Annotated in this window: 20 protein-coding genes; 7 read left to right on the top strand and 13 right to left on the bottom strand. The window is 70.3% G+C overall.

Annotated elements, in window-relative coordinates:
• Positions 1–33: 33 nt before the first annotated feature.
• The 3 genes from OHA68_RS15250 to fbaA all read right to left on the bottom strand — a co-directional run bounded on the left by OHA68_RS15250 (position 34) and on the right by fbaA (position 2882).
• The gene (locus tag OHA68_RS15250; RefSeq protein ID WP_189142818.1) at positions 34–1317 is read right to left on the bottom strand and encodes an adenylosuccinate synthase; all 1284 of its coding nucleotides are present in this window, start codon (positions 1315–1317) and stop codon (positions 34–36) included.
• Positions 1318–1414: 97 nt separating this feature from the next.
• Complete coding sequence (locus tag OHA68_RS15255) at positions 1415–1825, bottom strand: DUF3151 domain-containing protein (RefSeq protein WP_327108223.1); 411 nt, start codon at positions 1823–1825, stop codon at positions 1415–1417.
• A 34-nt stretch (positions 1826–1859) separates the two neighbouring features.
• Positions 1860–2882 carry a class II fructose-bisphosphate aldolase gene (fbaA, locus tag OHA68_RS15260; protein WP_327108224.1) on the bottom strand — a complete coding sequence of 341 codons (1023 nt, stop codon included), beginning with the start codon at positions 2880–2882 and terminating at the stop codon, positions 1860–1862.
• Positions 2883–3090: 208 nt separating this feature from the next.
• Here fbaA and OHA68_RS15265 point away from each other — a divergent pair, with 208 nt between their 5' ends.
• Positions 3091–3519 (top strand): hypothetical protein, encoded by a 429-nt coding sequence (locus tag OHA68_RS15265; protein ID WP_327108225.1) that lies wholly within the window; start codon positions 3091–3093, stop codon positions 3517–3519.
• Here the strand turns inward: OHA68_RS15265 and pyrE are convergent.
• Positions 3494–4027, bottom strand: coding sequence for an orotate phosphoribosyltransferase (pyrE, locus tag OHA68_RS15270; protein ID WP_189142822.1), 534 nt, complete (start codon positions 4025–4027; stop codon positions 3494–3496). The two genes, OHA68_RS15265 and pyrE, sit on opposite strands and share 26 nt — an antisense overlap.
• Positions 4028–4167: 140 nt before the next feature.
• On the opposite strand from pyrE, the gene OHA68_RS15275 reads away from it, so the two are divergent.
• Together OHA68_RS15275 and OHA68_RS15280 are read left to right on the top strand one after the other, a co-directional pair.
• Complete coding sequence (locus OHA68_RS15275) at positions 4168–6801, top strand: zf-HC2 domain-containing protein (protein WP_327108226.1); 2634 nt, start codon at positions 4168–4170, stop codon at positions 6799–6801.
• Between the two features lie 178 nt (positions 6802–6979).
• Entirely contained in the window at positions 6980–8275 is a 1296-nt protein-coding gene (locus OHA68_RS15280; RefSeq protein ID WP_456094125.1) for an NYN domain-containing protein, read from the top strand.
• Between the two features lie 149 nt (positions 8276–8424).
• Here the strand turns inward: OHA68_RS15280 and OHA68_RS15285 are convergent, their stop codons facing one another.
• Complete coding sequence (locus OHA68_RS15285) at positions 8425–9054, bottom strand: response regulator (protein ID WP_327108227.1); 630 nt, start codon at positions 9052–9054, stop codon at positions 8425–8427.
• Between the two features lie 3 nt (positions 9055–9057).
• Complete coding sequence (locus tag OHA68_RS15290; protein ID WP_327108228.1) at positions 9058–13224, bottom strand: HAMP domain-containing protein; 4167 nt, start codon at positions 13222–13224, stop codon at positions 9058–9060.
• 390 nt (positions 13225–13614) lie between these two features.
• Between OHA68_RS15290 and OHA68_RS15295 the strand changes: the two genes are divergently transcribed.
• Complete coding sequence (locus OHA68_RS15295) at positions 13615–14889, top strand: PP2C family protein-serine/threonine phosphatase (protein WP_327108229.1); 1275 nt, start codon at positions 13615–13617, stop codon at positions 14887–14889.
• A 168-nt stretch (positions 14890–15057) separates the two neighbouring features.
• Here OHA68_RS15295 and OHA68_RS15300 read toward each other — a convergent pair whose 3' ends face one another.
• From OHA68_RS15300 to rho, 3 genes are all read right to left on the bottom strand, one after another.
• Positions 15058–16824, bottom strand: a complete 1767-nt coding sequence (locus OHA68_RS15300) for a prolyl oligopeptidase family serine peptidase (protein WP_327108230.1) — start codon at positions 16822–16824, stop codon at positions 15058–15060.
• 147 nt (positions 16825–16971) lie between these two features.
• Positions 16972–17961, bottom strand: a complete 990-nt coding sequence (locus OHA68_RS15305) for a putative RNA methyltransferase (RefSeq protein ID WP_327108231.1) — start codon at positions 17959–17961, stop codon at positions 16972–16974.
• Positions 17962–17975: 14 nt separating this feature from the next.
• Positions 17976–19082, bottom strand: a complete 1107-nt coding sequence (rho, locus tag OHA68_RS15310) for a transcription termination factor Rho (protein WP_327108232.1) — start codon at positions 19080–19082, stop codon at positions 17976–17978.
• A 352-nt stretch (positions 19083–19434) separates the two neighbouring features.
• Between rho and OHA68_RS15315 the strand changes: the two genes are divergently transcribed.
• Entirely contained in the window at positions 19435–19575 is a 141-nt protein-coding gene (locus OHA68_RS15315; RefSeq protein WP_189142835.1) for a hypothetical protein, read from the top strand.
• Positions 19576–19584: 9 nt separating this feature from the next.
• Entirely contained in the window at positions 19585–20325 is a 741-nt protein-coding gene (locus tag OHA68_RS15320; protein WP_327108233.1) for an MBL fold metallo-hydrolase, read from the top strand.
• Positions 20326–20359: 34 nt separating this feature from the next.
• Here the strand turns inward: OHA68_RS15320 and OHA68_RS15325 are convergent, their stop codons facing one another.
• Positions 20360–22261, bottom strand: coding sequence for a sensor histidine kinase (locus OHA68_RS15325; RefSeq protein ID WP_189142836.1), 1902 nt, complete (start codon positions 22259–22261; stop codon positions 20360–20362).
• 174 nt (positions 22262–22435) lie between these two features.
• Positions 22436–22801, bottom strand: a complete 366-nt coding sequence (locus OHA68_RS15330; RefSeq protein WP_327108234.1) for a hypothetical protein — start codon at positions 22799–22801, stop codon at positions 22436–22438.
• Positions 22802–22895: 94 nt separating this feature from the next.
• Here OHA68_RS15330 and OHA68_RS15335 point away from each other — a divergent pair, with 94 nt between their 5' ends.
• Positions 22896–23423 (top strand): DUF6886 family protein, encoded by a 528-nt coding sequence (locus OHA68_RS15335; RefSeq protein WP_327108235.1) that lies wholly within the window; start codon positions 22896–22898, stop codon positions 23421–23423.
• Here the strand turns inward: OHA68_RS15335 and OHA68_RS15340 are convergent.
• Together OHA68_RS15340 and OHA68_RS15345 are read right to left on the bottom strand one after the other, a co-directional pair.
• Positions 23389–24360, bottom strand: coding sequence for a ketopantoate reductase family protein (locus OHA68_RS15340; RefSeq protein ID WP_327108236.1), 972 nt, complete (start codon positions 24358–24360; stop codon positions 23389–23391). The genes OHA68_RS15335 and OHA68_RS15340 overlap by 35 nt on opposite strands.
• Complete coding sequence (locus OHA68_RS15345; RefSeq protein ID WP_327108237.1) at positions 24345–25106, bottom strand: glycosyltransferase family 2 protein; 762 nt, start codon at positions 25104–25106, stop codon at positions 24345–24347. Before OHA68_RS15345 ends, OHA68_RS15340 begins: the two co-directional genes overlap by 16 nt.
• Positions 25107–25187: the final 81 nt, after the last annotated feature.

Consider the following 25187-nt stretch of genomic DNA (forward strand, 5'->3'; position numbering starts at 1 on the left):
GGCCGGACCAGCGGAGCGGCTCACCCTCAGGGGTCAGACCAGCGAGCGGATCACCAGCGTCTGGTCGCGGCCGGGGCCCACGCCGATGGCCGAGATGGGCGCGCCGCTCATCTCCTCCAGCGTCCGTACGTACGACCGCGCGTTCGGCGGGAGGTCGTCGAACGTCTTGGCGCCCGTGATGTCCTCCTGCCAGCCGGGGAACTCCTCGTAGATCGGCTTGGCGTGGTGGAAGTCCGTCTGCGTCATCGGGATCTCGTCGTGCCGCACCCCGTCCACGTCGTAGGCCACGCACACCGGGATCCGCTCCAGCCCGGACAGCACGTCGAGCTTGGTGAGGAAGAAGTCGGTGACCCCGTTGATGCGGGTCGCGTACCGGGCGATGACCGCGTCGAACCAGCCGCAGCGCCGGTTGCGCCCGGTGGTGACGCCGTACTCGCCGCCCGTCTGCCGCAGCCACTCGCCCATGTCGTCCACCAGCTCCGTGGGGAACGGGCCGGAGCCGACGCGGGTGGTGTAGGCCTTCAGGATGCCGATCACCTTGGTCAGCCGCGTCGGCGGGATGCCGGAGCCGGCGCAGGCGCCGCCCGAGGTCGGCGAGGAGGAGGTGACGAACGGGTAGGTGCCGTGGTCGATGTCCAGCAGCGTGCCCTGCCCGCCTTCGAGCAGCACGAACTTGCCCTCGTCCAGCGCCTTGCTGAGCACCAGCGAGGTGTCCGCGATGTGCGGCTTGAGCCGCTCGGCGTAGGCGAGGTATTCCTCCAGGACCGCCTCCGCCTCGATGCCGCGGCGGTTGTAGACCTTGGTGAGCACCTGGTTCTTCTCCGCCAGCGCCATCTCGATCTTCTTGGCCAGGATGCCCGGGTCGAGCAGGTCCTGGACCCGTACGCCCACGCGGTAGATCTTGTCGCCGTAGGCGGGGCCGATGCCGCGGCCGGTCGTGCCGATCTTGGCCTTGCCGAGATAGCGCTCGGTGACCTTGTCCAGCGTCTTGTGGTGCGGCATGATCAAGTGCGCGTTGGCCGAGATGAGCAGTCGCTCGGCCGAGATGCCGCGCGCGGCCAGGCCGTCGATCTCGCCCAGCAGCACGCCGGGATCGATCACCACGCCGTTGCCGATCACGGGCACCACGTCCGGCGACAGGATGCCCGTCGGCAGCAGGTGCAGCGCGTATTTCTGGTCACCGATGACCACGGTGTGACCCGCGTTGTTACCGCCCTGGTAACGGACGACGTAGTCGACGTCGCCACCGAGAAGGTCGGTGGCCTTGCCCTTGCCCTCATCGCCCCATTGGGCTCCTACGAGAACGGCAGCCGGCATTGTGAGTCTCCCGAACACAAAACGAAACCCCTGGCGCAAGCACGACAGGGGCTCTTGCGTACAGAGACTACCCGAGTGGGTCCATTCGTCCCAAGAGCTAGCTCTTGGTGAGCGCGTCGTAGGCCTCCCCGCTGCTGTCCTTGAGGAACTGACCGCAGCGCTCGGCCTCGTCCTTCTCACCGATCGCCTGGGCGGCCCTGGCCAGGGCCGCCAGGCAGCGCAGGAAGCCACGGTTCGGCTCGTGGTCCCAGGGAATCGGCCCGTGCCCCTTCCAGCCGCTGCGACGCAACTGGTCCAGCCCTCGGTGATAGCCGGTGCGGGCGAAAGCGTAGGAGGTGACCGCGTGGCCCTGCGCGAAGTATTCCTCCGCGAGCTTGGCCCAGGCGGCGGGATATGCGGGGAACCGGGCGGCCACGTCAGAAGCCTTGGCGCCCGCTTCGAGTGCCTCCCTGGCCTCGGGCAGGTCCGGCAGGTGAGTCGGGGGCGGCCCGGCGAGAAGGTTATCCATAGGACAAGTCATACCCGCCGGGCCGTCAATGTGGCTAGGAGATCTTCGTCCCACTGCTCTTGAGGTGCTCGCACGCCTCGGTGACGCGGGCGGCCATGCCGGCCTCGGCGGCCTTGCCGTAGGCGCGCGGGTCGTAGGCCTTCTTGTTGCCGACGTCACCGTCGATCTTGAGCACGCCGTCGTAGTTGCGGAACATGTGGTCCGCCACCGGCCTGGTGAAGGCGTACTGCGTGTCGGTGTCCACGTTCATCTTGATCACGCCGTACGAGATCGCTTCGTGGATCTCCTCCAGCAGCGAGCCGGAGCCGCCGTGGAAGACCAGGTCGAACGGCTTGTCCTTGCCGAACTTGGCGCCGACCGCATCCTGGATGTCCTTGAGCACGCTGGGCCGCAGCTTGACGTGGCCGGGCTTGTAGACGCCGTGCACGTTGCCGAACGTGGCGGCCAGCAGGTAGCGGCCCCGCTCGCCCAGCCCGACCGCCTCGGCCGTGGCCAGGGCGTCACCGGGGGTGGTGTAGAGCTTCTCGTTGATCTCGCCGACGACGCCGTCCTCCTCGCCGCCGACCACGCCGATCTCCATCTCCATGATGATCCTGGCGCGGGCGCACTTGTCGAGGAGCTCCTCGGCGATCTGCAGGTTCTCCTCCAGAGGTACGGCGGAGCCGTCCCACATGTGCGACTGGAAGAGCGGGTCGAGGCCCTTGGCCACCCGCTGCAGCGAGATGTCGATCAGCGGCCGCATGAAGCCGTCGAGCTTGTTCTTCGGGCAGTGGTCGGTGTGCAGGGCCACGGTCACCGGATATTTGTCGGCCACCACGCGGGCGTACTCCGCCAGCGCGGTCGCGCCCACGACCATGTCCTTGACCGTGGCGCCGGACAGGAACTCGGCGCCGCCGGTGGACACCTGGACGATGCCGTCGCTCTCCGCCTCGGCGAAGCCGCGCAGCGCGGCGTTCAGCGTCTGGGAGGAGGTCACGTTGATCGCTGGGTAGGCGAACCCGCCAGCCTTGGCACGGTCGAGCATCTCGGCGTAGACCTCTGGGGTCGCTATAGGCATGAGTCATCTCCCTGAGAAGTACGGCATCGCGCTGCCAGTATCCCGGTCTGCTACCCGCCGGGGTAGAGACAACGCCCGCCGGGCTCTCGCGGATGGACGCGCTCACGTGCCTTCGTGACCCGACGTGATGACCCACCATACTCGGCGTATTCGCCCGGCCCCGGCAGACAACGGGAAAGCCGTCTTACCACGGGGTACGCTCCCCCCTGTGGGACGCCACAGGTCAGCCCCGATGGGCCTCGCCCGCCTGGCACTCGCCGTGCTCGCGGCCGGGGCCGTGGTGACACTCCTGGTGATCGGCGGGCGGGCGCTGTTCGCCTCGGCCGGCGGCGAGCAGGTGCCGGTGCGGGAGCCCTTCTCCGGGAGCCCCACCGGCGGCAGCGGCGTCCCGGTGCCGACCCTGCGCATCGAGTGCGTGGCCGACACCTGCCCCCTGGTGACCGTCCGGGTGCCCGGCGGCGACGTGCTGCAGCACCGCGACATGAGCAGGGGCGAAGAGGTCAGCTACTTCGAGCCGGAGCTGGACGTGGTGCTGTCCGACGCGGGCACGGTCCGCGTCACCGAGAACGGCGAGCGGCGCCCGCAGGGCGAGCCGGGAGGGCGCGAGTCCTTCACAACCCGAGGTCCCGCAGGGTGAAGGCCGTGCGGTAGTCCAGGCCCTCCTCCGCCATCCGGGCGCTCGCCCCCCTGTCGACGATCGTGGCGACCGCCACCACCTCGGCGCCCGCCTCGCGCAACGCCTCGACGGCGGTCAGCGGCGAGGAGCCGGTCGTGGAGGTGTCCTCGACTGCCAGCACCCGCCGTCCCTTCACCTCCGGCCCCTCGATCCTGCGCTGCATGCCGTGCGCCTTCTGCGCCTTGCGCACCACGAACGCGTCCAGCGTGCGTCCCCGGGCCGCCGCGGCGTGCAGCATGGCCGTCGCCACCGGGTCGGCGCCGAGCGTGAGCCCGCCCACCGCGTCGAACTCCAGGTCCGCCGTGAGGTCGAGCATGACCCGGCCGACCAGGGGCGCGGCCACCCCGTCGAGGGTGATCCGGCGCAGGTCGAGATAGAAGTCGGCCTCCTTGCCGGAGGAGAGCACCACCCGGCCGTGCACGACGGCCTTCTTCTTGATCTCGGCCAGCAGGCTGTCGCGGTCTGTCATGGAACCAAGCTTAGAGTCCGGATCAGCCGACCCAAGCCCCTCCCGCAGCCCTCCCGCAGGCAAAGAGGCGCGTTCGGTTTAACCATGGGGGTGGGTGCGGAATGACTCTGCGGGCAACGGTTCGTAACCGCGAGGTCACTATGAGTGTGGAATCACCGCAGAGCGACACAGAGCTCCTGCTTGCCGTCAGAGCGGGCAATGCCCCCGCCTACGGCCGGCTCTACGAGCGCCACGTCGCGGCCGCCCGCGCCCTGGCCCGCCACCTCGTCCATGGCGAGGACGAGGTCGAGGACGTGGTCGCCGAGTCCTTCACGAAGACCCTGGACCTGGTGGGCCGCGGCGGGGGGCCGGACACCGCCTTCAGGACCTTCCTGCTGACCGTGGTCCGCCGGACCGTTCACGACCGTTCCCTGGTCCAGAGCCACCAGGTGACGGGCGGCGAGGCCGAGCCGTTCGACCCCGGCCTGCCCTTCGTCGATCCCTCGCTGGCCGGGCTCGACGGCTCGCCGATCGCCAGGGCCTACCTGTCGTTGCCCGAGCGGTGGCGCGCCGTCCTCTGGCACATCGAGGTGGAGGCCGCCCGGCCCGCCACCGTGGCGCCCCTGCTGGGCCTGTCGGCCAACGGGGTGGCCGCGCTCGCCTACCGGGCCCGCGAAGGGCTGCGCCAGGCCTACCTGCAGGCCCACCTCGCGAGCTCGCCGCCGCACGAGTGCAGGCCGGTGCTCGGCAGGCTCGGCGCCTACGTCAGGGGCGGGCTGACCCGGCGCGACACCAAGGCCGTGGACGAGCACGTGAGCGACTGCTCCGGCTGCCGCACCGTCCTGCGGGAGCTGACCGAGGTCAACCGGAGCCTGCGCGCCGTCGTCGGTCCGCTCGTCCTCGGTACGGCCGCCGCCGGCTACGCCACCGCGATGGCCGAGTCCGGCTTCGCGCACAGCAGGCTGATGGCCAACGGCCTGCCCCGCGCGCTCGGCCTCCTGCGGCGGCTGCCCGGCCCGCAGTGGCTCGTCGTGTCCGGCGGCGCCGCCACGGTGCTGGCCGTGGCCGCCGCCTTCGCCCTGGTCCCCGCCGGCCCGCCGGCCCCGGTCGCGAGGTCCGCGGACTCCGTACAGCCGTCGCCCTTCAAGGCGCCGCCCCTGCTCCCGTCCCACATCCAGCCCACCACGCGCCCCGAGCGCGTCCCCGCCCGGGAACCGGCCGCACCTCCCGCGCAGGCCCGCCCAGAGCAGGCCAGAGCCGGCCTGCGCGCCACGATCGCCGTCATGGGCTCGCTCGTACGCGCTCAGCGGGGGATCGTGGCCATGCGGCTGCGCAACGACGGCGACGCGCCGAGCGAGGAGGTCTACACCGCCATCGAGCTGCCCCCGGGCGTCACCCTGGTCACCCCCCGAGGCCGCACCCAAGGCGTCATCCCGATCACCTCCCGCCAAGCCACCCGAACCACCCGAACCGCTGGAACCGCCGGAACCGCTTCCACTGTCCGAACCGCCCGGACCCCTTCCACCGTCCGTGCGGGGGCGGGGGCGGGGGCGGCCGTCGCGGGGGCTCCGGTGCGGCCGGTGGGGATCGTGGACGGCTGGGTGTGCCGTCCGGCCGGGACCGGCGCCAGGTGCGCCAGGAGGCCGCTCGGCGCGGGTCGCAGGACGGCGGTGTTCCTGCGGGTGCAGGTGGCCGCCGAGGCGCCGGTGGGTCAAGGGCCTACCCTCAGGGTCGAGGCCGGCCCCATCAAGCTCACCGCGAGGGCCGCCACGGGGGTGCGGCCCTCCGGTGCCCCCGCCAGGTTCGCCGCCGACGGCAAGGTCACCGTCAGGGCGGTCGGCAACTCGTTCCTGACCTGCCCGGCCGAGCGCGAGGACTGCCTGGAGGCCAGGCGCCGCAGGGGGGACCAGCGGGACAACGACCTGTGGCCGATGCGCCTGCTCGACGAGGACAGCGCGGCCGGCACTCAAGCCTCCAGCGGCGCCGTGCTCGCCCTGCCCAAGGGGAGTCGCGTCGTGTGGGCGGGCCTCTACTGGTCGGCGAGCGTCCAAGAGGCCGGCCCGATCAAGCTCAGGCCTCCGGGGCGCAAGGGATACGTGACCATCGAGCCCGGCCAGGTGGCCCACCGCGCCCTGCCCGCAGGACCCGCCTACCAGGCGTACGCGGACGTCACCGGCCTGGTGAGCGGCGGCCGCCGGCAAGGGATCTGGTGGGCGGCGGACGCCCCGATGAGCGCCGTCTCCCCGGACCACGAAACCGACCCGCCGACCGAAGAGGACACCTTCGGCCACGTGACGGTGGCGCCGGTGGCGGGCGGGGTCCCGGGGCGGGCGGTGCGGGAGCGGGGGACGGTGGCTCGGGCGGTGCTCGGGGGACATGCGGGGTGGAGCCTCGTGGTGGTCGCCACCGATCCGCGCCTGCCGTACAGCCAGGCTGTCGTGGTCGACGGCGCCGCCGTGATCGGCGGCGGGACGGGGCCGGTACGAGTGCCGCTCGGCGGGCTGGAGCCCGCCGCCTCGGCCGCCAGGGCTGAATTGGTCACCTGGGAGGGCGACGCCGATCTCGGCGGCGACAAGGTGTCGCTCGGCTCCGGTCCGCTGGAGCCGGCCGGAGGGGACCAGGATCCGGCGAACGTGTTCGACGGATCCTCCAACGGCGTGACGGAGATGACGTTCGGTGTCGACGTCGATACGGTCAGCGGCGCGTTGAGGGCCCGGCCCGCGCTGACGATCGTCGCGGAGAAGGACGTCGTACTGTTCGGAGCCGCCGCCGTGAGTGTGCGCGCACGCCCGTGACCGATATCAGGACAAACTGGTACGGTTCGCCTAATTGGTCAGGCACCATGCAGGTCCAGGGGCGAATCGTCGGGATTAACCCTCGCACGATCACCAGGTTTCATTACCCTGAGACAGGGCCGCCGAGTCCGGCTCCGACGGTGTAGAGCCAGCAAGTCGGACCACCTAGAAAGGGGCGGTGTCAGTGGATCGCTGCGCGCTGTTCGTGGACGCTGGCTATCTGCTGGCCGACGGCGCGATGGCCGTACATGGGACCCGCCATCGCGAATCCGTCTCCTGGGACTACCCAGGTCTGCTGCAACTCCTGTCGGGCCTGTCCGGCGAGCGTACCGGCCTGCCGCTGCTGCGCTGCTACTGGTACGAAGCGACGGTCGAAGGCCGTCGCACTCCCGAGCACGACGTGCTCGCCGACATCCCCGGCCTCAAGCTGCGGCTCTCGCGCATCCGCCCGGGCCGCCGCGAGGGCGTCGACGCGCAGGTCCACCGCGACCTGATGACGCTGGCCCGCAACAACGCCATCTGCGACGCGGTCGTGGTCAGCGGTGACGAGGACCTGGCCCAGGTGGTCTGCGACGCGCAGGACCTCGGCATCAGGGTCACCGTGGTGCACATCGCCGCCGACGCGAGCTGGGCCGTGTCCCGCACGCTCAGGCAGGAGAGCGACGACCTCATCGAGCTCGGCGGCGCCAACCTGCGCCCCTACGTCACCCTGGTGACCGGCACGAGCGAGTCGTCCAACGGTCGTCGCCAGGCGGTCAGCAACGGGCACGGCTCCCATTCCCTGCCGGCCGCCCCCTCGTCGCCGCCGCCTTCGCTGCCGCCCCCCGCGCTGCCGTCCCCGATGCAGTCGTCGCTGCCGCCGTCCTCATCGAGCACCGGCGGCCACGCCTCGCAGCACTCGGGCAGTCATGCCGCGCAGCACTCGGGCTCCCAGGAGCAGAGCCAGTCGTCCTCCACCGGCTCCTCCTCCGGCCGCCGGAAGTCCGCCGACCGCGGGCAGTCCGCCAACCCGCCCGCGCTGCCCACCTACTCCTATCCCGATCCGCCCGCGCCCGCGCCCGTGCAGCAGTCGGCGCCGACCACCAGCCCCATGCAGCAGCAGTCGCCGACGACCGGCCAGTTCGCCGCCCAGGCCGGCAGCGGCACCTACCAGCAGCCGCAGTTCGGCGCCTACACGGGCCCGCAGTCCGCGCCCGTGTCGCCGCCGGCCGCCGCCACGGCCGGAGCCACCACGCTGTCCGACGCGGTCAAGTCCGCGCACCGCGAGGGGCACGACTTCGGCGAGTCCGTCGCCCGCGACGCCCCCGCACTCTGGCTGGAGGCCGTCCTGGCCCGCAAGCCCCGGATGCCATCGGACCTGGAGGCCCGCCTGCTCCAGGGCTCCTCCCTGCCGATCGACTTCCTGCTGCACGACGAGGTCCGCCACGCCCTGCGCCGCGGCTTCTGGGACGCCCTCGAACGCGCCCGCCACTGACGAACCGCCGACGGGCGGGCTCTCAGCCCTCCCGGGCGACCGTACGAGACAGGCCCCCCGGCAGGTTGCTGCGAGACAGGCTCCTCGGAAGCCTGCTACGCGAGAAGCTTCCCGCAAGCTAGCTGCGATACAGGCTTCTCAGAAGCCTGTCACGCGAGGGCGTCGAAGCCGGAGCGTAGGTGGGCGAGGCGGTCGGCGAGGTCGGTGAGGGGGGCGGCGAGGGCCGGGTCCTGGGACTTGCGGGCGAGCTCGCGCACCCGGGCGAGCTCCTCCTCCACCGCCGTGAGCCGCCGCGCCAGCTCCGGCAGCACCGCGCCCTGTTCGCCGGCGCCGGGCGGCAACTCGCCGGCGACGCGCTCGCGCAGCAGGGAGGCCTGCTCGGCCAGGCGCTTGTTCATGTTGTACAGCTCGCTGAACACCGACACCTTGGCCCGCAGGACCCACGGGTCGAACGGCTTGGTGAGGTAGTCGACCGCGCCCGCCGCGTAGCCGCGGAAAGCGTAGTCGGGCGCGCTGTCGACCACCGTCAGGAAGATGATCGGAATGTTGCGGGTACGCTCCCGCCGCTTGATGTGCGCGGCGGTCTCGAACCCGTCCATGCCGGGCATCCGCACGTCGAGCAGGATGAGCGCGAACTCGGTGTTCAGCAGCTTCTTGAGCGCCTCCTCGCCGGACCTGGCGCGCACCGGCACCAGGTCGAGCGAGCTGAGGATGGCCTCAAGCGCGATCAGGTTCTCCTCGCGGTCATCGACCAGGAGGATCTTCGCTCGATCGGACATCGATCACGACCCTTCGGGTGACGAGTCGGTCACAGGGGTCCGCCCTCGGCTGAGCCAGCCGCGCAGCCTTTCGAGCAGACGATCCACATCGACCGGCTTGGGCACATAGTCCGACGCGCCCGAGGCGATGCTCTTCTCCCGGTCGCCTCGCATGACCTTGGCGGTCAGCGCGATGATCGGCAGGTCGGCGAACTGCGGCATACGCCGGATGGCGGACGTCGTCGCCCAGCCGTCCATCTCCGGCATCATGATGTCCATCAGCACGAGCGCGACATCCTCGTTCCGTTCGAGCTGCTCGATCCCCTCACGTCCGTTTTCAGCGTAGACGATCGTGGAGCCGTGCCGCTCCAGCACGCTGGTCAGCGCGAACACGTTGCGGATGTCGTCGTCGACGATGAGGATCTTCGCGCCGCTGAGCGGGTCGTCGCCCTGCCACTGGCTGCCCTCGATCGGCGCCTCGACCAGCTCGGGCAGCGACATGTCCAGCGGCATCGACGGCTCCGGCGCCTCGGGCTCCTCGATGGAGGCGGTCATGAGCTGCCTGCGGGGCGCGCCGCCGTCGGTGGCCGCCAGCGGGCCGATGTAGGAGGCGGGCAGGTAGAGGGTGAACGTGCTGCCCTTGCCCAGCTCGCTGTCCACGTGGATCTCGCCGCCGAGCAGCCGGGCGATGTCCCGGCAGATCGCCAGGCCGAGGCCCGTGCCGCCGTACTTGCGGCTGGTGGTGCCGTCGGCCTGCCGGAACGCCTCGAAGATGACCTCACGCTTGTCGGGCGCGATGCCGATGCCGGTGTCGATCACCTGGAAGGCGAGCAGGTTGTGGGCGGCGTGCAGGGTCTCGTCGTCGAAGTCGACGTCGTCGGAGGCCGGCACCACCCGCAGCTTCACCTCGCCCTTCGGGGTGAACTTCACCGCGTTGGACAGCAGGTTGCGCAGCACCTGCTGCAGGCGCTGCTCGTCGGCGAACAGCTCCTGCGGCACGTCCGGGTCGACGGCCACGGTGAGCGCCAGCCCCTTGTCGGCCGCCAGCGGGGCGAAGGCCGCCTCCAGCAGGTCGACCAGCTTCGGCAGCGACACCCCGATCGGGTGGATGTCCATCCGGCCCGCCTCGACCTTGGACAGGTCGAGCATGTCGTTGATGAGCTGGAGCAGTGCCGAGCCGGCGCCGTGGATGGTGCGGGCGAACTCGACCTGCTGCGAGGTCAGGTTGCCCTCGGCGTTCTCGGTCAGCAGCTTGGCCAGCACCAGCAGGCTGTTGAGCGGCGTGCGCAGCTCGTGCGACATGTTGGCGAGGAACTCGGACTTGTAGCGCGAGGAGACCGCGAGCTGCTCGGCGCGCTCCTCCAGAGTCCGGCGGGCCTGCTCGATCTGGAAGTTCTGGATCTCGATCGCGCGGTTCTGCTTGGCGAGCAGGGCCGCCTTGTCCTCCAGCTCGGCGTTGGACCTGCGCAGCTCCTCCTGCTGGCGCTGCAGCTCGTCGGAGCGCTCCTGCAGCTCGCGGGTGAGGCGCTGCGACTCGGTCAGCAGGTCCTCGGTACGCGAGTTCGCGATGATCGTGTTCATGGTGACGCCGATGGTCTCCACGAGCTGCGTCAGGAAGTCCAGGTGGACCTCGCCGAACGGGCTGAAGGAGGCCAGCTCCAGCACGCCGAGCACGCGGCTCTCGAACAGGATCGGCAGCACCACGATCTGCGCGGGGGTCGACTGGCTGAGCCCGCTGTCGATGGTGATGAACTTCGGCGGCACGTCGTCGAGGATGATGTGCCGGCCTTCCGCGGCCGCCTGGCCGACGATGCCCTCGCCGATGGCGAAGCGCTGGCGCGGGCCCCGCTCGGGCCGCACCCCGTAGCCGCCGATCAGCAGCAGCTCGTGCTCGCCCTCGGGATCGACACCGTAGAAGGCGCCGTAGCGGGCCGACACCAGCGGCGTCAGCTCGCTCATCGTCAGCTTGGCGACCTCGAACAGGTCGCGGTGGCCCTGCATGAGCCGGGAGATGCGGGCCAGGTTGGACTTGAGCCAGTCCTGCTCCTGGTTGGCCTGGGTGGTCTCGCGGAGGTTGGCCACCATCGAGTTGATGTAGTCCTTGAGCTCCGCCAGCTCGCCCTGCGCCTCGACGGCGATCGAGCGGGTCAGGTCGCCGCGCGCCACCGCGCTGGTCACGGTGGCGATGGCGCGGACCTGCGTGGTGAGGTTGCCCGCCAGCTCGTTGACGCTCTCGGTCAGCCGCTTCCAGGTGCCTTCGACGCCTTCGACGCGGGCCTGGCCGCCGAGCTGGCCCTCGGAGCCGACCTCGCGGGCCACCCGGGTGACCTCGGAGGCGAAGGACGACAACTGGTCGACCATCCGGTTGATGGTGGTCTTCAGCGCCAGGATCTCGCCCTGCGCGTCCACGTCGATCTTGCGGGTGAGGTCGCCGTTGGCGACCGCGGTGGTCACTTCGGCGATGTTGCGGACCTGGTACGTCAGGTTGTTGGCCATGAAGTTGACGTTGTCGGTGAGGTCCTTCCAGACGCCCGACACACCTTGCACCCGGGCCTGGCCGCCGAGCTGCCCCTGCGTGCCGACCTCCCGGGCGACTCGGGTCACCTCGTCGGCGAAGGAGGACAGCTGGTCCACCATCGTGTTGAGGGTGTCCTTGAGCTGGAGGATCTCGCCCTGGGCGTCGACGGTGATCTTCTTCGACAGGTTGCCCTGCGCCACCGCCGACGAGACCGCCGCGATCTGGCGCACCTGTGAGGTCAGGTTGTTGGCCATCGAGTTGACGTTCTCGGTGAGGTCCTTCCAGACCCCGGAGACGCCGCGTACCTGCGCCTGGCCGCCGAGCTGGCCCTCGGTGCCGACCTCGCGGGCCACTCGGGTGACCTCGGAGGCGAAGGAGGACAGCTGGTCGACCATCGTGTTCATGGTCGACTTGAGCTCCAGGATCTCGCCCTGCGCGTCCACGTCGATCTTGCGGGTGAGGTCGCCGTTGGCGACCGCGGTGGTCACCTGGGCGATGTTGCGGACCTGGTACGTCAGGTTGGCGGCCATCGAGTTGACGTTGTCGGTGAGGTCCTTCCAGACCCCCGACACGCCCTTGACCTCCGCGCGCCCGCCCAGCTTGCCCTCGGTGCCCACCTCGCGGGCGACTCGGGTCACCTCGTCGGCGAAGGAGGACAGCTGGTCCACCATCGTGTTGAGGGTGTCCTTGAGCTGGAGGATCTCGCCCTGGGCGTCGACGGTGATCTTCTTCGACAGGTTGCCCTGCGCCACCGCGGTCGCCACGGTGGCGATGCTGCGCACCTGTGAGGTCAGGTTGTTGGCCATGAAGTTGACGTTGTCGGTGAGGTCCTTCCAGACGCCCGACACGCCCGTCACCTGGGCCTGGCCGCCGAGCTGGCCCTCGGTGCCGACCTCGCGGGCGACTCGGGTCACCTCCTCGGCGAAGGCGGACAGCTGGTCGACCATGGTGTTGACGGTGTTCTTCAGCTCGAACATCTCGCCCACCGCGTCGACCGTCACCTTGCGGCTCAGGTCGCCCTTGGCCACCGCGGTGGTCACCACCGCGATGTCGCGCACCTGCGCGGCCACGCGGGACGACATGGTGTTGACCGCCTCGGTGAGATCGCGCCAGCTCCCGGACATGCCCCGTAGGTTGGCGCTGCCGCCGAGCCGTCCCTCGGTGCCGGCCTCCCTGGCCACCCGGGTCACCTCGGAGTTGAACAGGGCGAGCTGGTCCACCATGCCGTTGATGGCCTTGCCGAGCCGGCGCACCTCGCCGCGGGCCGAGCGGTCGAGGTCGATCCGGCGCGAGAGGTCACCCTTCGCAACCGCGTCGATGACGTCGGCGGCGCCGCTCACCGGGCTCACCAGGGCGTCGATCAGCACGTTGACCGATTCGACGCTCTCGGCCCAGGCCCCCACGCCCGGCCCCGGTGTCAGCCGCTCGCCGAACCGGCCTTCCTTGACAACCTCTCGGCGCACTCTGCTCAGCTCGTTGGCGAGGTGCTCACGGCGGTCCGCGACCTCGTTGAGCAGCAACCGTACCTCGCTGAGCACGCCGTCAGGCGCGTGTGGGACCCGTCGTCGGAAGTCCCCGTCACGCCAGGAGAACAGGGTCTCCAGAATGGGGACGAGATCCGCCTCGGTGTAGGTCCTCTCCTCAACGGTTGGCACGGTCTTGGCCGATGTCATGGGGCCTCCTTCACTCGTGGGTGACTCCAACGAGTGATTCAAGTCTGTCACGATGAGTAGCTCGTAGTCCTGTCCTTGGATTTACCCCAAGTCTGCGGGAGATGTGGTAGGCACGGTGGGATGACTGCTTCTCCTCATGCGGTGCTCGCGGCTACGTTCGCGCCCGACGAGACCGCTGTGACGGATGCGATGAGGTTCACGCGCGAGGTGATGACCGCGTGGGCCACTGGAGGCATGCTCCATATCGCTGAGCAGGTCGCCGGCGATCTTGCCGCGCAGGTGGTTGACGAGCCGTTTGAGATGATGTGGAAGCATTACGGGGATGCTGTCCAGGTCGAGGTGAGGCAGCGAAGCACGTCACAGGGAGATCCGAAGGCTCCTTCCGTCAACGTGGAGGAATGGGGCATCACCTTCGCGGGCGATTCCCGTGTCCACTGGGCCAGACTCACGCTACCCGGCTCCCAGGACCAGGTGGGCTCCGAATGGCTGGAGCACACCTCCAGGGGACCACACTGGCTGGGATTTCTCGCCGACGCCAGTGACCTGCTGGCCGGCACGCTCGATCCCGACATGGTGCCCGCCATCATCGCCCAGATCGTGGTGCCCCGGCTGAGCAGCTGGTGCGGCGTCTACACCGCCGACAGCGCGTCCGGGCCGCTGCGCCTGGTCTACCTCTGGCACGCCGACGAGGCCAGGATCGACGGGCTGCGCGAGCAGCTCGCCGAGATGGACGTCAGCGCCGTCGGCACCCGCGCCGCCTCCACCTTCCACCTGGCCGACTCCCAGGTGCTCGCCGTCCCGCTGACCGCCAGGGGCCGCGGCCTCGGCGTGATGTGCCTGGGCCGGCCCGACCGCTTCACCGACGAGGTCATCCAGCTCGCCGAGGACATCGGCAGGCGCGCCGCGCTCGCCACCGACAACGCCAGGGTGTACGCCCAGCAGGCCGCCGCCAACCGCGCCCTGCAGCGCAGCCTGCTGCCGCCGAGCGAGCCGGAGGTGCCCGGCCTCGACTACGGCGTCGTCTACGAGCCCGCGGGCGAGGTCAACGAGGTCGGCGGCGACTTCTACGACTTGTTCAAGGCCGGCGACGACTGCTGGCGGTTCGCGATCGGCGACGTCTGCGGCACCGGCCCCGAGGCCGCGGCCGTCACCGGCCTGGCCCGGCACACGCTGCGGCTGCTCGCCCGGGAGGGCTACGGTGTGGCCGCCGTGCTCGGCCGCCTCAACCAGGCGATCCTCGAAGAGGGGGAGCGGGCCAGGTTCCTGACCCTGCTGCACGGCGACATCACGCCGGTGGAGTCGGGCCTGGAGGTGCGGCTGGTGTCCGCCGGTCACCCCGAGGCGCTGCGCCTCAAGGCGAACGGCGTGGTGGAGGCGGTGACCAGCCCGCAGTCGCTGCTCGGCGTCTTCCAGGAAGTGGTGTTCGAGGCCGACACCATCCACCTCGACCACGGCGACGTGCTGCTCGCGGTCACCGACGGGGTGACCGAGCGGCGGTCGGGCGGGCGCCTGCTGGACGACGACGGCGGCCTGGCCAAGATGCTCGCCGAGTGCGCGGGGCTGTCGGCCAGGGCCGTGGCCGAGCGGATCCGCAGGGGGGCCGCGGACTTCGCGGTCGAGCCCAGCGCCGACGACCTGGCCATCCTGGTCCTGCGCGCTCGCTAACCGTAAGAGCGGCCGGTCATCTTGGTCCTGCGCGCTCGCTGACCGTAAGAGCGGCCGGTCATCTTGGTCCTGCGCGCCCGCCGGCCGTCAGAGCGGCCGGTCATCTTGGTGCTGCGCCCGCCGGCCGTCAGCGGCCGGTGGTCAGCTGTCGGCCATCCGGCCTGACCGTCAGCGGCCGTTCACGTGTTTGCGGGCGAACTCCAGTTGCAGCGCCGTCTGCGCGAGGCGCTCGGCGACCACCAGGCTCTCCCGTACGGCGTCGTAGGTGTAGACCTCGTGTTCGCGGCCGTGCTCGGCCAGTTGGGTGACGTACTTGTTGATCTGGCGCAGGGGGCAGCGCAGGTCGTTCTCGCCGGACAGGATCAGGACGGGGCTCTTGACCTGGTCCACGTACGTGATCGCGGAGCTGGCGGCGTAGCGCTCGGGTTGCTCGTCGGGCGAGCCGCCGAACAGTGCCCGGTGGTGCGCGCGCAGGCTGCCGGTCTCGTCCTCGTAGGAGGTGCGGTGGCAGGCGATCGGGACCGCCGCGATGCCGGCTGCCCACAGGCCCGGCTGGGTGCCGAGGCCGAGCAACGTCAGATAGCCGCCCCAGGCGGTGCCGGCCAGGATGAGCCGCCCCGGGTCGACGATGCCGCGGTCGACCACGTACTGGCGCACCGCCGCGACGTCGGCGAGCTCGATGTGCCCGACCTCGCCGTACAGGGCGTCGCGCCATTGGGAGCCGTAGCCGGTCGAGCCGCGGTAGTTGACCCGGACGACGGCGAAGCCGGCGTCGACCCAGGCCGCCACCTCGGGGGAGAAGGAGTCACGGTCGTGCTTGGACGGGCCGCCGTGCAGCAGGAAGACGGCGGGGTAGGGCGCGACGGCGTTCTCCGGCCTGGAGACGAGCGCGTGGATGCGCCCGCCGGGGCCGTCGACGTCGAGGTCCTCGACCGGGACGCTGGGCGGCGCCGGGGGGCCGCCGGCGTTCAGCACGACCTGGCCGTTGGTCGAGCGGATGACGGGCGGGCGGGAGGCGCTCGACCAGGAGTATTCGACGTAGCCGCCGGGGCGGGGCGTCGCGTCCTCGATCACGCCGAGCGGGGTCTCGATCGGGAACAGCCCGCCACCTGCCAGGTCGTAGCGGTGCAGATAGGTGCGCGCCCGGTCGTCGCGGCGCAGCAGCAGGCCGCGGCCGTCGTGGTACCAGCTGGCGGTCAGGTCGCCGGAGTCGCGCAGCCAGATCTCGCGCTGCTCGCCGGTCTCCGGGTCCCAGACCAGGGGCTCCGAACGGTTGCGGCGTTCGTGCAGGGCGAGCATGCGGTGGTCGCCAGGCACGGGGGCGAAGGTGAGGCCGGCCACGCCCTTGCCGGGGCCGTCGTGGAGCTCGCCGACGACCTCGCCGGACTGTCGTACGACGCGGAGCGCCGGGTGGCGGAAGTCGCCGTACTCGCCGTGGTTGATCGCGACGACCTCGCCGTCCAGGGACATGTCGGCGACCCAGCAGGCCTCCGCGTGCTCGTAGAGCAGGCGGGAGGGCTGGCCCTTGGAGACCAGGTGGATGGTGAAGACGCCGTCGCCGGCCAGGCTGATCGCGGTGACGCCGGTGGCGGACAGGGCGATCCCGGTCGGCTGGCCCGGCGCGAGGTCGGGCGCGGCCGGCTCGTCGGGGCCGCCGTTGAACGGCTGGCGCTGCCACACGCCGACCTCTTCACCCTCGGTGTCGGCGAACCAGTAGATCCACTGACCGGTGGGGTCGATGGCGGCATGAACGGTGCCGCGGGGCCTGTCGGTGACCTGGCGGGTGGCGCCGGTCGCGCGGTCCCAGGCGTAGACCTCCCACGTCCCGGTGACGTTCGAGCGGTAGATCGAGCGGCTGGGGGCCAGACGTGCCCAGGATGGCAGCGACATGCGCGACGCCCGGAACCTGGCGTGCCAGCGTTCCTCGGCCTTCATCCGGTCGCGCCCCCTCCCTCTGCCGACCCGTGCCCTTCAGGGCGTGGGCTGCCGTCCAGTATTGCGCCTGCGTCGCGGAAATACTCCAGGAATGTGGGGGAATTTCGGACTAAATGCCCCATCAGTAACATGTGCCTCATGCGTCCGTCAAGCGACATCCCTTGACTCAGATGTCACCTCGAAGGTAGATAGGTGAAATCTTGCCCTCGCGACTACTTTTTCCTGACTTCTGCCGTCATTACGGGAGAAAAGGGATGAAATTCGTTGCTCCAGCTGGGCTGTGTCAGTGTGCCACGCGCTGGGCCCCATCCCCACCACTCCCAGGATGTCAGCGGGTCCGAGCTCCATGTCGAACGCCACCTCCCGCCGCTCCGCCTCGGTGAATCCGTCCAGGCTGCGGGCCAGCCGGCTCTCCTTCTCGGCGTCCACCGAGAGTAGTCCCAGCTCGTCGACCAGCGGACTCAGGTGCTCCCGCGCGGGGGTCACGACGATCACCGCGCCACCGGGCCGCAGAATCCTGCGGAACTCGGGCCCGTTCCTGGGCGCGAACACGTTGATCACCACATCCGCCGTCTCGTCCAGGATCGGCAGTGGCCGCCATACGTCCGCCACGAACGCCCCCAGCCGGGGATGCGCCCGCGCGGCCCGCCGTACGGCATGTTTGGACACGTCGAACGCCAGCCCGATGCCCTGCGTCGTCGCTTCGAGCACGGCCGCCAGGTAATAGCCGGTCCCGGTGCCCGCGTCGACGATGACCGGCTGCCTTCCCAGCCACACCCGTCGCCTTTCATGACTCATGCTCACTTCCGCCCCACCGTACGCCTCCACGGCGCTGTCGTCAGCCGAGCGTGCGAACGATTCGGTAGAAAACGTAGACCTGACCCTGGCGCTCACGGCCTCGGCGAGGGCTCGCGCGAGCGGGGCGTAGTGGCCCGCGTTCAGGAAGTCGGCGCGGGCGGCGACCATGGCCGTGCTGTCGGCCGTACCCGGCGGCCGGGAGCCGACCAGCAGGCTGACGTACCCCTGCTTGGCGACGTCGTAGCCGTGCCCGTTCGCGCACGTGAGCGCGCGGGGCGCCGGCCGAAGAGAGCGGCGGCAGACGGGGCAGGCGAGGTGTTCGACGATATCGGCCAGCATGTGTTCATTGTCGGTCACATACTGGCGCGCAGCAGGAACTCGGCGTTGGACGTGGTCTCGCGGAGCTTGCCGATGAGCATCTCCAGGGCCTGCTGCCTGCCCTGGGTGCCCAGCATGCGGCGCAGCCGCCACACGGCCTGGCGCTCCTGCGGGTGCAGCAGGATCTCCTCACGCCGGGTGCCGGAGGCGTCGAGGTCGACGGCCGGGTAGAGGCGGCGCTCGGCCAGGTCGCGCACCAGGTGCAGCTCCATGTTGCCGGTGCCCTTGAACTCCTCGTACAGACTGTTGTCCATCCGTGAGCCGGTATCGATCAGTGCGGTGGCGAGGATGGTGAGCGAGCCGCCGCCCTCCACGTTGCGCGCGGCGCCGAAGAAGCGCTTGGGCGGGTACAGCGCGGTGGCGTCGAGGCCGCCGGTGAGCACGCGCCCGCCGCCGGGCGCGAGGTTGTTGTAGGCGCGGCCGAGGCGCGTCAGGGAGTCGAGCAGCAGGACGACGTCCTCGCCGTTCTCGACCAGGCGCTTGGCCCGCTCGATGGCGAGCTCGGCGATGCGGGTGTGGTCGCGGTCGGGATGGTCGAAGGTGGAGGAGAAGACCTCGCCGCGTACGGAGGCGCGCATGTCGGTGACCTCCTCGGGCCGCTCGCCGACCAGGACGAGCATGAGGTGCGCCTCGGGGTGGTTGCGGGTGATGGCGGCCGCCATGGCCTGCAGGACCATGGTCTTGCCGGCCTTGGGCGGGGCGACGATGAGGCCGCGCTGGCCCTTGCCGATGGGCGCGAACAGGTCGATGACGCGGGTGCTGAGCGACTCGGTCTCCAGGCGGAGGCGTTCACGCGGATGTACGGGCGTCAGGTCGCCGAAGTGCGGCCGGTGCCGCCATTCGGTCCGGCCGTTGACGGCCTCGACGCCGACGAGCTTGCCGCCGCTCGCCATGGCGACGACGTGGTCGCCGGGGCGCAGGCCGAGCTGCTTGGCCTTGTCCGGATGCAGCCGGACGTCGTCGGGCGCGGGCAGGTCGCCGGTTCGGATGAAGGCGGCCCGGTCCTGTACGTCCAGCAGGCCCGCGACCTGGCTGGCGTCGGAGGTGTGGGCACGCGGACGGGGGATGGTGGTGACAGACATGGTGACCCCTTGAGGGTGCGCCGAACGGAGTCGGCGGGTGAAAGTGAAGCCCGTGCCGGCCTCTGAAAGGGGGGCTCGGGGAGGAAACAGCGGAGCCTTGGCTCAACGCTGGACGCAACGTATCACACGTCGCTGCCTAGGTAACGCCTAGCCCGGTTGGGCTATTCCCGGGCCGTTCCCGTGTCTTTACCCGCGCCTGGGGCAGCAGTCCGTAACAATGTTCTTCTCACCGCCGTGCGCCAGGAACGACCGCGCCGAATGTGAAGAAGGACATGGAGCCCTCAAGCGTTCTGCAGGACATTTGCAATGCGCAGCGGCTTCGATGAGACAAGAAGAATCCTAGGGGGATGACATGAACACCACCCACTGCCCACGTTGCCACAACGAGCTCGACGAGGGCCCGATCATGTACAGGTGCGCGCACTGCCGCCGCGCCGTCTTCGCCGCGGATCTGGAGAACGAATACGTTCCGCGCCACCCCGTGGCCGCCTAGTCTGGGCGCATGCCGCATCAGCCGAAGGTCATCGCCGGCGTCGAAGTGACGCCGCTGTGTGATGCCGTGGGCCCCATGGGGGAGACGATCCGCCGTCCGCTGGCCGAGATGTTCCCGGAAGGGAACCTCGCCGAGGCGCCGTGGACGCTCCATTTCCACTGCTACCTGCTCCGCGATCCCGCCGGTCGGCTGACGCTCGTCGACACGGGCATCGGTGGCGTCGACTCACCGGCGTCGAGTTGGGCGCCGGTTCCCGGCTCCCTCGCGGGTGAGCTGGCCGCCGCGGGCGTCACGCCCGCCGAGATCGGCACCGTGATCCTCACGCACCTGCACAGCGACCACGCCGGTGGCGCCGTCGCCGACGGGCGGCCGCTGTTCGAGAACGCCCGCTACGTGCTCCAGCAGGCCGAGTTCGACGCGGCCCGCGGCCCGATGCTCGACCAGGTCGTCACCCCGCTCAAGGGGCAGTTGCAGGTCGTCGAGGGCGATGCGGAGATCGCGCCGGGCGTGCGCGTCCACCTGGCGCCCGGACACACGCCCGGGCACCAGATCGCCCGGGTCGGCGACCTCGCCATGACCGGCGACCTCGTGCTCCACCCCGTGCAGCTCGACGACCCGGCCGTGCGCTACGTCTACGACGACGACCAGGACCTGGCCGCCGCCACCCGCGCCGAGGTGCTCGCCGAGTTGCGGGCCGAGCACGCCATCCTCGCCACCGCCCACTTCAGCGAGCCGTTCCTGCGGCTCTAGCGTCCGGCCGGTTCGTTCCAGCATCCGGCCGGCCCTAGCGTCCGGCCGGCACCGCCAGGTCCGTCAGCAGGGAAGCGGGCAGTGACACGCTCGCGGTCAGGCCGCCGTAGGGCGACGGGCTGAGCGAGACCTTGATGCCGTGCCTGGCCGCCAGTCTGCCGACCACGAACAGGCCCAGCCGGTCGCTCTGCGCCAGGTCGAACTCCGGCTTCTCGGCGAGCCGGGTGTTGAGCTCGTCGAGCTCGGTCCGGGGCAGGCCCAGACCGCGGTCCTCCACCTCGACGGTGAGCCCGTGCGGAGTGGTCGTGGTGCGCAGGTCCACCCGGGTCCGCGGCGGCGAGAACAGCGTGGCGTTCTCCACCAGCTCGGCCATCAGGTGCGCGACGTCGGTGACGGCGGAGCCGGTCAGCGCCACGGGCGGCGGCTGCAGCACCTCCACCCGCTGATACTCCTCCACCTCGGCCACGGCGGCCCGCAGCACGTCCATGATCGGCACCGGGTTGCGCCAGCCGCGGCCCGGCGTCTGGTCCGACAGGATGATCAGGCTCTCCGCGTGCCTGCGCATGCGGGTGGTGAGGTGGTCGAGCTTGAACAGGTCCTCCAGCGCCGTCGGGTCCTCGGTGCCCCGCTCCATGCCGTCGAGCTGCAGCAACTGGCGGTGCAGCAGCGACTGGTTGCGCCGGGCCAGGTTGACGAAGACCTGGTTGACGCCGTGGCGCAGCCGAGCCTGGCTCACCGCGGCCTCCACGGCCGTGGACTGCACGTTGTTGAAGGCCCGGACGATGTCGCGTACCTCGGACGTCTCGGCCTTGACCTCCAGCGGCTCGACCTCGGCCGACGTGCTGGGGTTCGCGGTCGTACGCAGCCGTTCGACCAGTTGGACCAGCCGTACCTCGGCCAGTTCGGTGGCGGCGTCGCGCAGTCCGGCGAGCTCGCGTACCAGGCGCTTGCGGAAGCGCAGCGACAGCAGGATGGAGGCGATCACGGCGAGCAGCCCGGCGCCGCCCGCGACGCCGATCTTGGCGAGGATGCCGGCGGCCGCGGGCGTGATGCGCTCGGCGATGGCCTGGTTGGAGTCGCGCTGGTTGCGCTCGGCGGCCTTCCACAGGTTGTTGGCGTCGACCGGCCAGGTGGCCGCGGAGGTGGGCAGGCCGTTCATGATGGCCTGGCCCTTCATGGCGTCCTCGGTCTCGACGAACTCGGTGTAGATCGGCGAGACGACGAGCCGCTGGTACGGCGTGCGCAGGTCGTCGTCGAGCTGGGACAGCGCCTGGGACCAGAGCAGGCGGCGGGTGGCGACCATGTCGGCGAACGCCTCGCGCTCGCCGGTGCCCATCCGGCCCCGGCTGACGATCAGGGTGATCATGGCCCGTTCGCGGGACAGCAGCTCCTTGGCCTCGGCCAGCATGGCCAGCGCCTTGACGTTGCGGTAGAGCGTCATCTCAGGCACCAGGATCATCGCGTCGTACAGACGGAAGGACGCGTCCGCGATCTGGCTGTAGCCGTTGATCAGGTCGAGCGGGGTGGAGCTGAGGCTGTCGACGTCGCGCCTGATCTGCGGGAGCTGGTCGAGCCTGCGGTAGAGGTGGGTGAGCTGCGCGGTCATCTCCGGGCTGAGGTTGCGCTGTGCGCCGGCCAGCTCGCGGAAGGACCGCACCGCGTTGTCGGTGATGTCGCGCTGCACGATCAGCTGGGTGTTGTTGCGGCGCGCGGTCACGTACTGCACCGAGGACAGGCGCTCGTTCTGCAGGTGGGTGGTGAGCTGTTCGGAGGGGGCCGCGAGGTTGGTCGCCAGCTCGTCGATCTCCAGCATGCGCAGTCCGTCGCCCGCGGTCAGCGCGGCGGCGAACGCCCACAGACCGACCAGCGAGGTCAGCGGTACGAGGAGGAGGATGAGGAGCTTGATCGCGATAGGGCGGCCACGTGTGGGGGGCATGCGACCTCCGGGTGCATGATGAGAGCGCCTCGCAGATTACACCCCCAATGCCCGAAAGCCGCGAATCTCCCGGCGGATCCTCTCGCGATCTCCCGCCGGACCTCTGGCGCGAGGACGGTCGGCCCTCCCGCCGGACCTCTGGCGCGAGGGCGGTCGGCCCTCGCGCCGGTGAGGTCACCGCGCGGTTTTCTCCTGGCTGCCGGCGACCAGCCGGTCGTCGGTGGTGTCGGTGGTGCGCTCGTGTTCGAGCTTGCGCTCCAGCTCCCGCTTCTCCTCCTCGAGCTTGGCCACCCGGTCGGAGGCGTCGGCCCGGACCGTGCGCAGCCGCCGCCGGCGCTGCGCCGACCTGCGCGAAGCCAGTGTGATCAGCCAGATCCCCGCCAGCAGGACGGCCGCCGTGGCCGCGCCCGCGAGGAACATCTCGATGTGGTTCGGCTCGAAGGTCGTGCCGAACAGGACGTATCTGGCGCTCTCCTCGGTGGCGATCAGCACGATCGCGGCCCCGGCGAGCAGAACCAGTAACAGACCCAGGAAGATCATTTGAACTCACCCCTTGTCTCAGGCGAGACTCAACTGCCCACACACCGGCGCGGTATGCCCTACGGGACAGGGGCTTGCGGAGATGATGGCGTTCATGAGACCCGAGCCGGGCCAGGTGCTGCACTTCTCCGAAGATCCGACCATCGAGCGGTTCGTCCCGCACGTCGCGCCCACCTCGCAGCTACGCGAGCCGTACGTCTGGGCGGTCACCGCCGACCGCTGCCCCGACTACTGGTTCCCCCGTGCCTGCCCGCGAGCCATGGCCTGGAGGGGCCCGAGAACCACCGAGGAGGACGCCGGGCGGATCATCGGGGCCGGGAGTGGGGATCGGGTGCACGCGGTCGAGTACGGCTGGCTCAGGGCGATCATGGATGTCCGGCTGTACGCGTACCGGCTGCCCGCCGAGCACTTCGCGCCCATCGGGGAGTTCGAGCACGCCGTCGTCGCGCGGGTGCCGGTGCGGCCGCTCGGCCCGGCGGAGCCGGTCAGCGACCTGCTGGAGCTGCACGAGCAGGCCGGGATCCAGCTCCGGGTGCTGGACAACATCTGGCCCTTCTGGGGCCAGGTGACGGCGAGCACGCTGGAGTTCAGTGGGATCCGGCTGCGGAACGCTCGTCGATGAGCGCGGACAGCGTCTCCAGCTCCATCGAGCCCGGCCGCCGTCGCTCGAGCGCGAACCTGTTGGCCTCGCGCTGCAGCACCTCGTTGGCCGGGGTGGGGATGCCGAGCTCGCGGCCGAGCAGGACGATCTCGCCGTTGAGGTAGTCGGCCTCGATCGAGCCGGTGCCTCTGGCGAGGCTCTGCCAGGACGATCCGCCGTCGCGCGTCTTGCCGCCGATCGGCACCACCTCCACCTTGTCGCGGCGCAGCTCGCGCTCCTCGCGGCGCGTGGAGTAGGGCAGGCCGGCCTCTTCGAGCACCGCCATGCCCTCGGTCCTGGCGTGCTCCATGATCTCTTCCACGCCGGGGCCGTGGCCGACCAGGGCCTCGACGGCGTTGTTCAGGTTGCCCAGCAGCTTGCCGTACTTCCAGCGCATCACCTCGGGCGAGGACAGCGCGACGAAGGAGCTGCCGTCGAGGTCGGTGGCGATCTGCTTGGCCGTCTCGTCGGCGCCGTGCGGATAGCCGCCGATGTGCAGCAGGCCCGAGCGCGGGGATCCGTAGCAGGCCACGACGCCTGGCTCGGTGTGCGCGGCCGGCAGCCACACGCACATGCCGTAGACCCGGTCGAACCTGCGCAGGGCGACGCGTTCGTTCTCGACGCCGTTCTGCGCGCAGACCACGGGCAGGTGCCTCGGCCACGGGTCGAGCGCACCCACGGTGTCCTGGGACTTGGTCGCCAGGATCAGCACGTCGTCCTCGCGGACCGGCACCGGGCCGGCCGCCACGGGGATGTCCATCCTGAGGTCGTCGTGCGGGGTGATCAGGCGCAGGCCGTCACTCCGCAACGCCTCGTAATGGGGCCCCCGGGCGATCAGCAGCACCTCGTGCCCGCTCTGGTGCAACCGGGCTCCGATGGTGCCGCCGATCGCCCCCGCTCCGATCACGATGTAGCGCATGATTCAGAGGATGCCACTTCTCCTTTCACGAGTGCCACCTGGGTCCGGGATGCGTCCACCTGGCGAAATCGTTCGCGCAGGATGGTCCTGAGCACGCGCAGGCCGTCGCGGACGGCGTGCAGGTTGCTCTCACCGTGGATGCGGCAGCGCTCGTGGCTGGGCACCTCGTGGATGGTCAGCCCGGCCTGGACGGCGCGGATGTTCATCAGGGTCTCGATCTCGAAGCCGTCGCAGTCGAGGTCGAGGGCGTGCAGGTGGTGGGCCCAGAAGGCGTTGTAGCCGTAGCACAGGTCGGTGTACGAGGTGCCGTACAGCAGGTTCGTCAGGCCCGTCAGGGCCCTGTTGCCGAAGGAGCGCAGCCGGCTGAGGTCGTCGGAGCCCCCGCCCGGCGCGTAGCGGGAGCCCTTGGCGAAGTCGGCGCCTTCGACGAGGGCGGAGACGAAGGAGAAGATCTCTCTGCCGTCCGTGGATCCGTCAGCGTCGATCATGACGATGATGTCGCCCTTCGCCGCGGCGAAGCCCTCGATGAGCGCGTTGCCCTTCCCGCGTCTGGTCTGTGTGACCACGTGCAGGTCGGGGCGGAGGGTGCGCGCCACCGCGACGGTGTCGTCGCTGGAGTTGCCGTCGACGAGGATGACCTCGTCGATCCAGGTGGGGAGGGTCGCGAAGACGTGGGGCAGATTGTCGGCCTCGTTCATCGCGGGGACGATGACGCTTACGCTGACGGAGAAGGGCTGCCTGTTCATGTGGCAAAGGTCCACCATCACACATGCAAGTCACTTGACTACTCCTTGCAGGTATGGCGGTCCTATGTGTTTGTTGGGCCC

It is taken from the genome of Nonomuraea glycinis, assembly GCF_035920485.1.
Classification (GTDB): Bacteria; Actinomycetota; Actinomycetes; order Streptosporangiales; family Streptosporangiaceae; genus Nonomuraea; species Nonomuraea glycinis.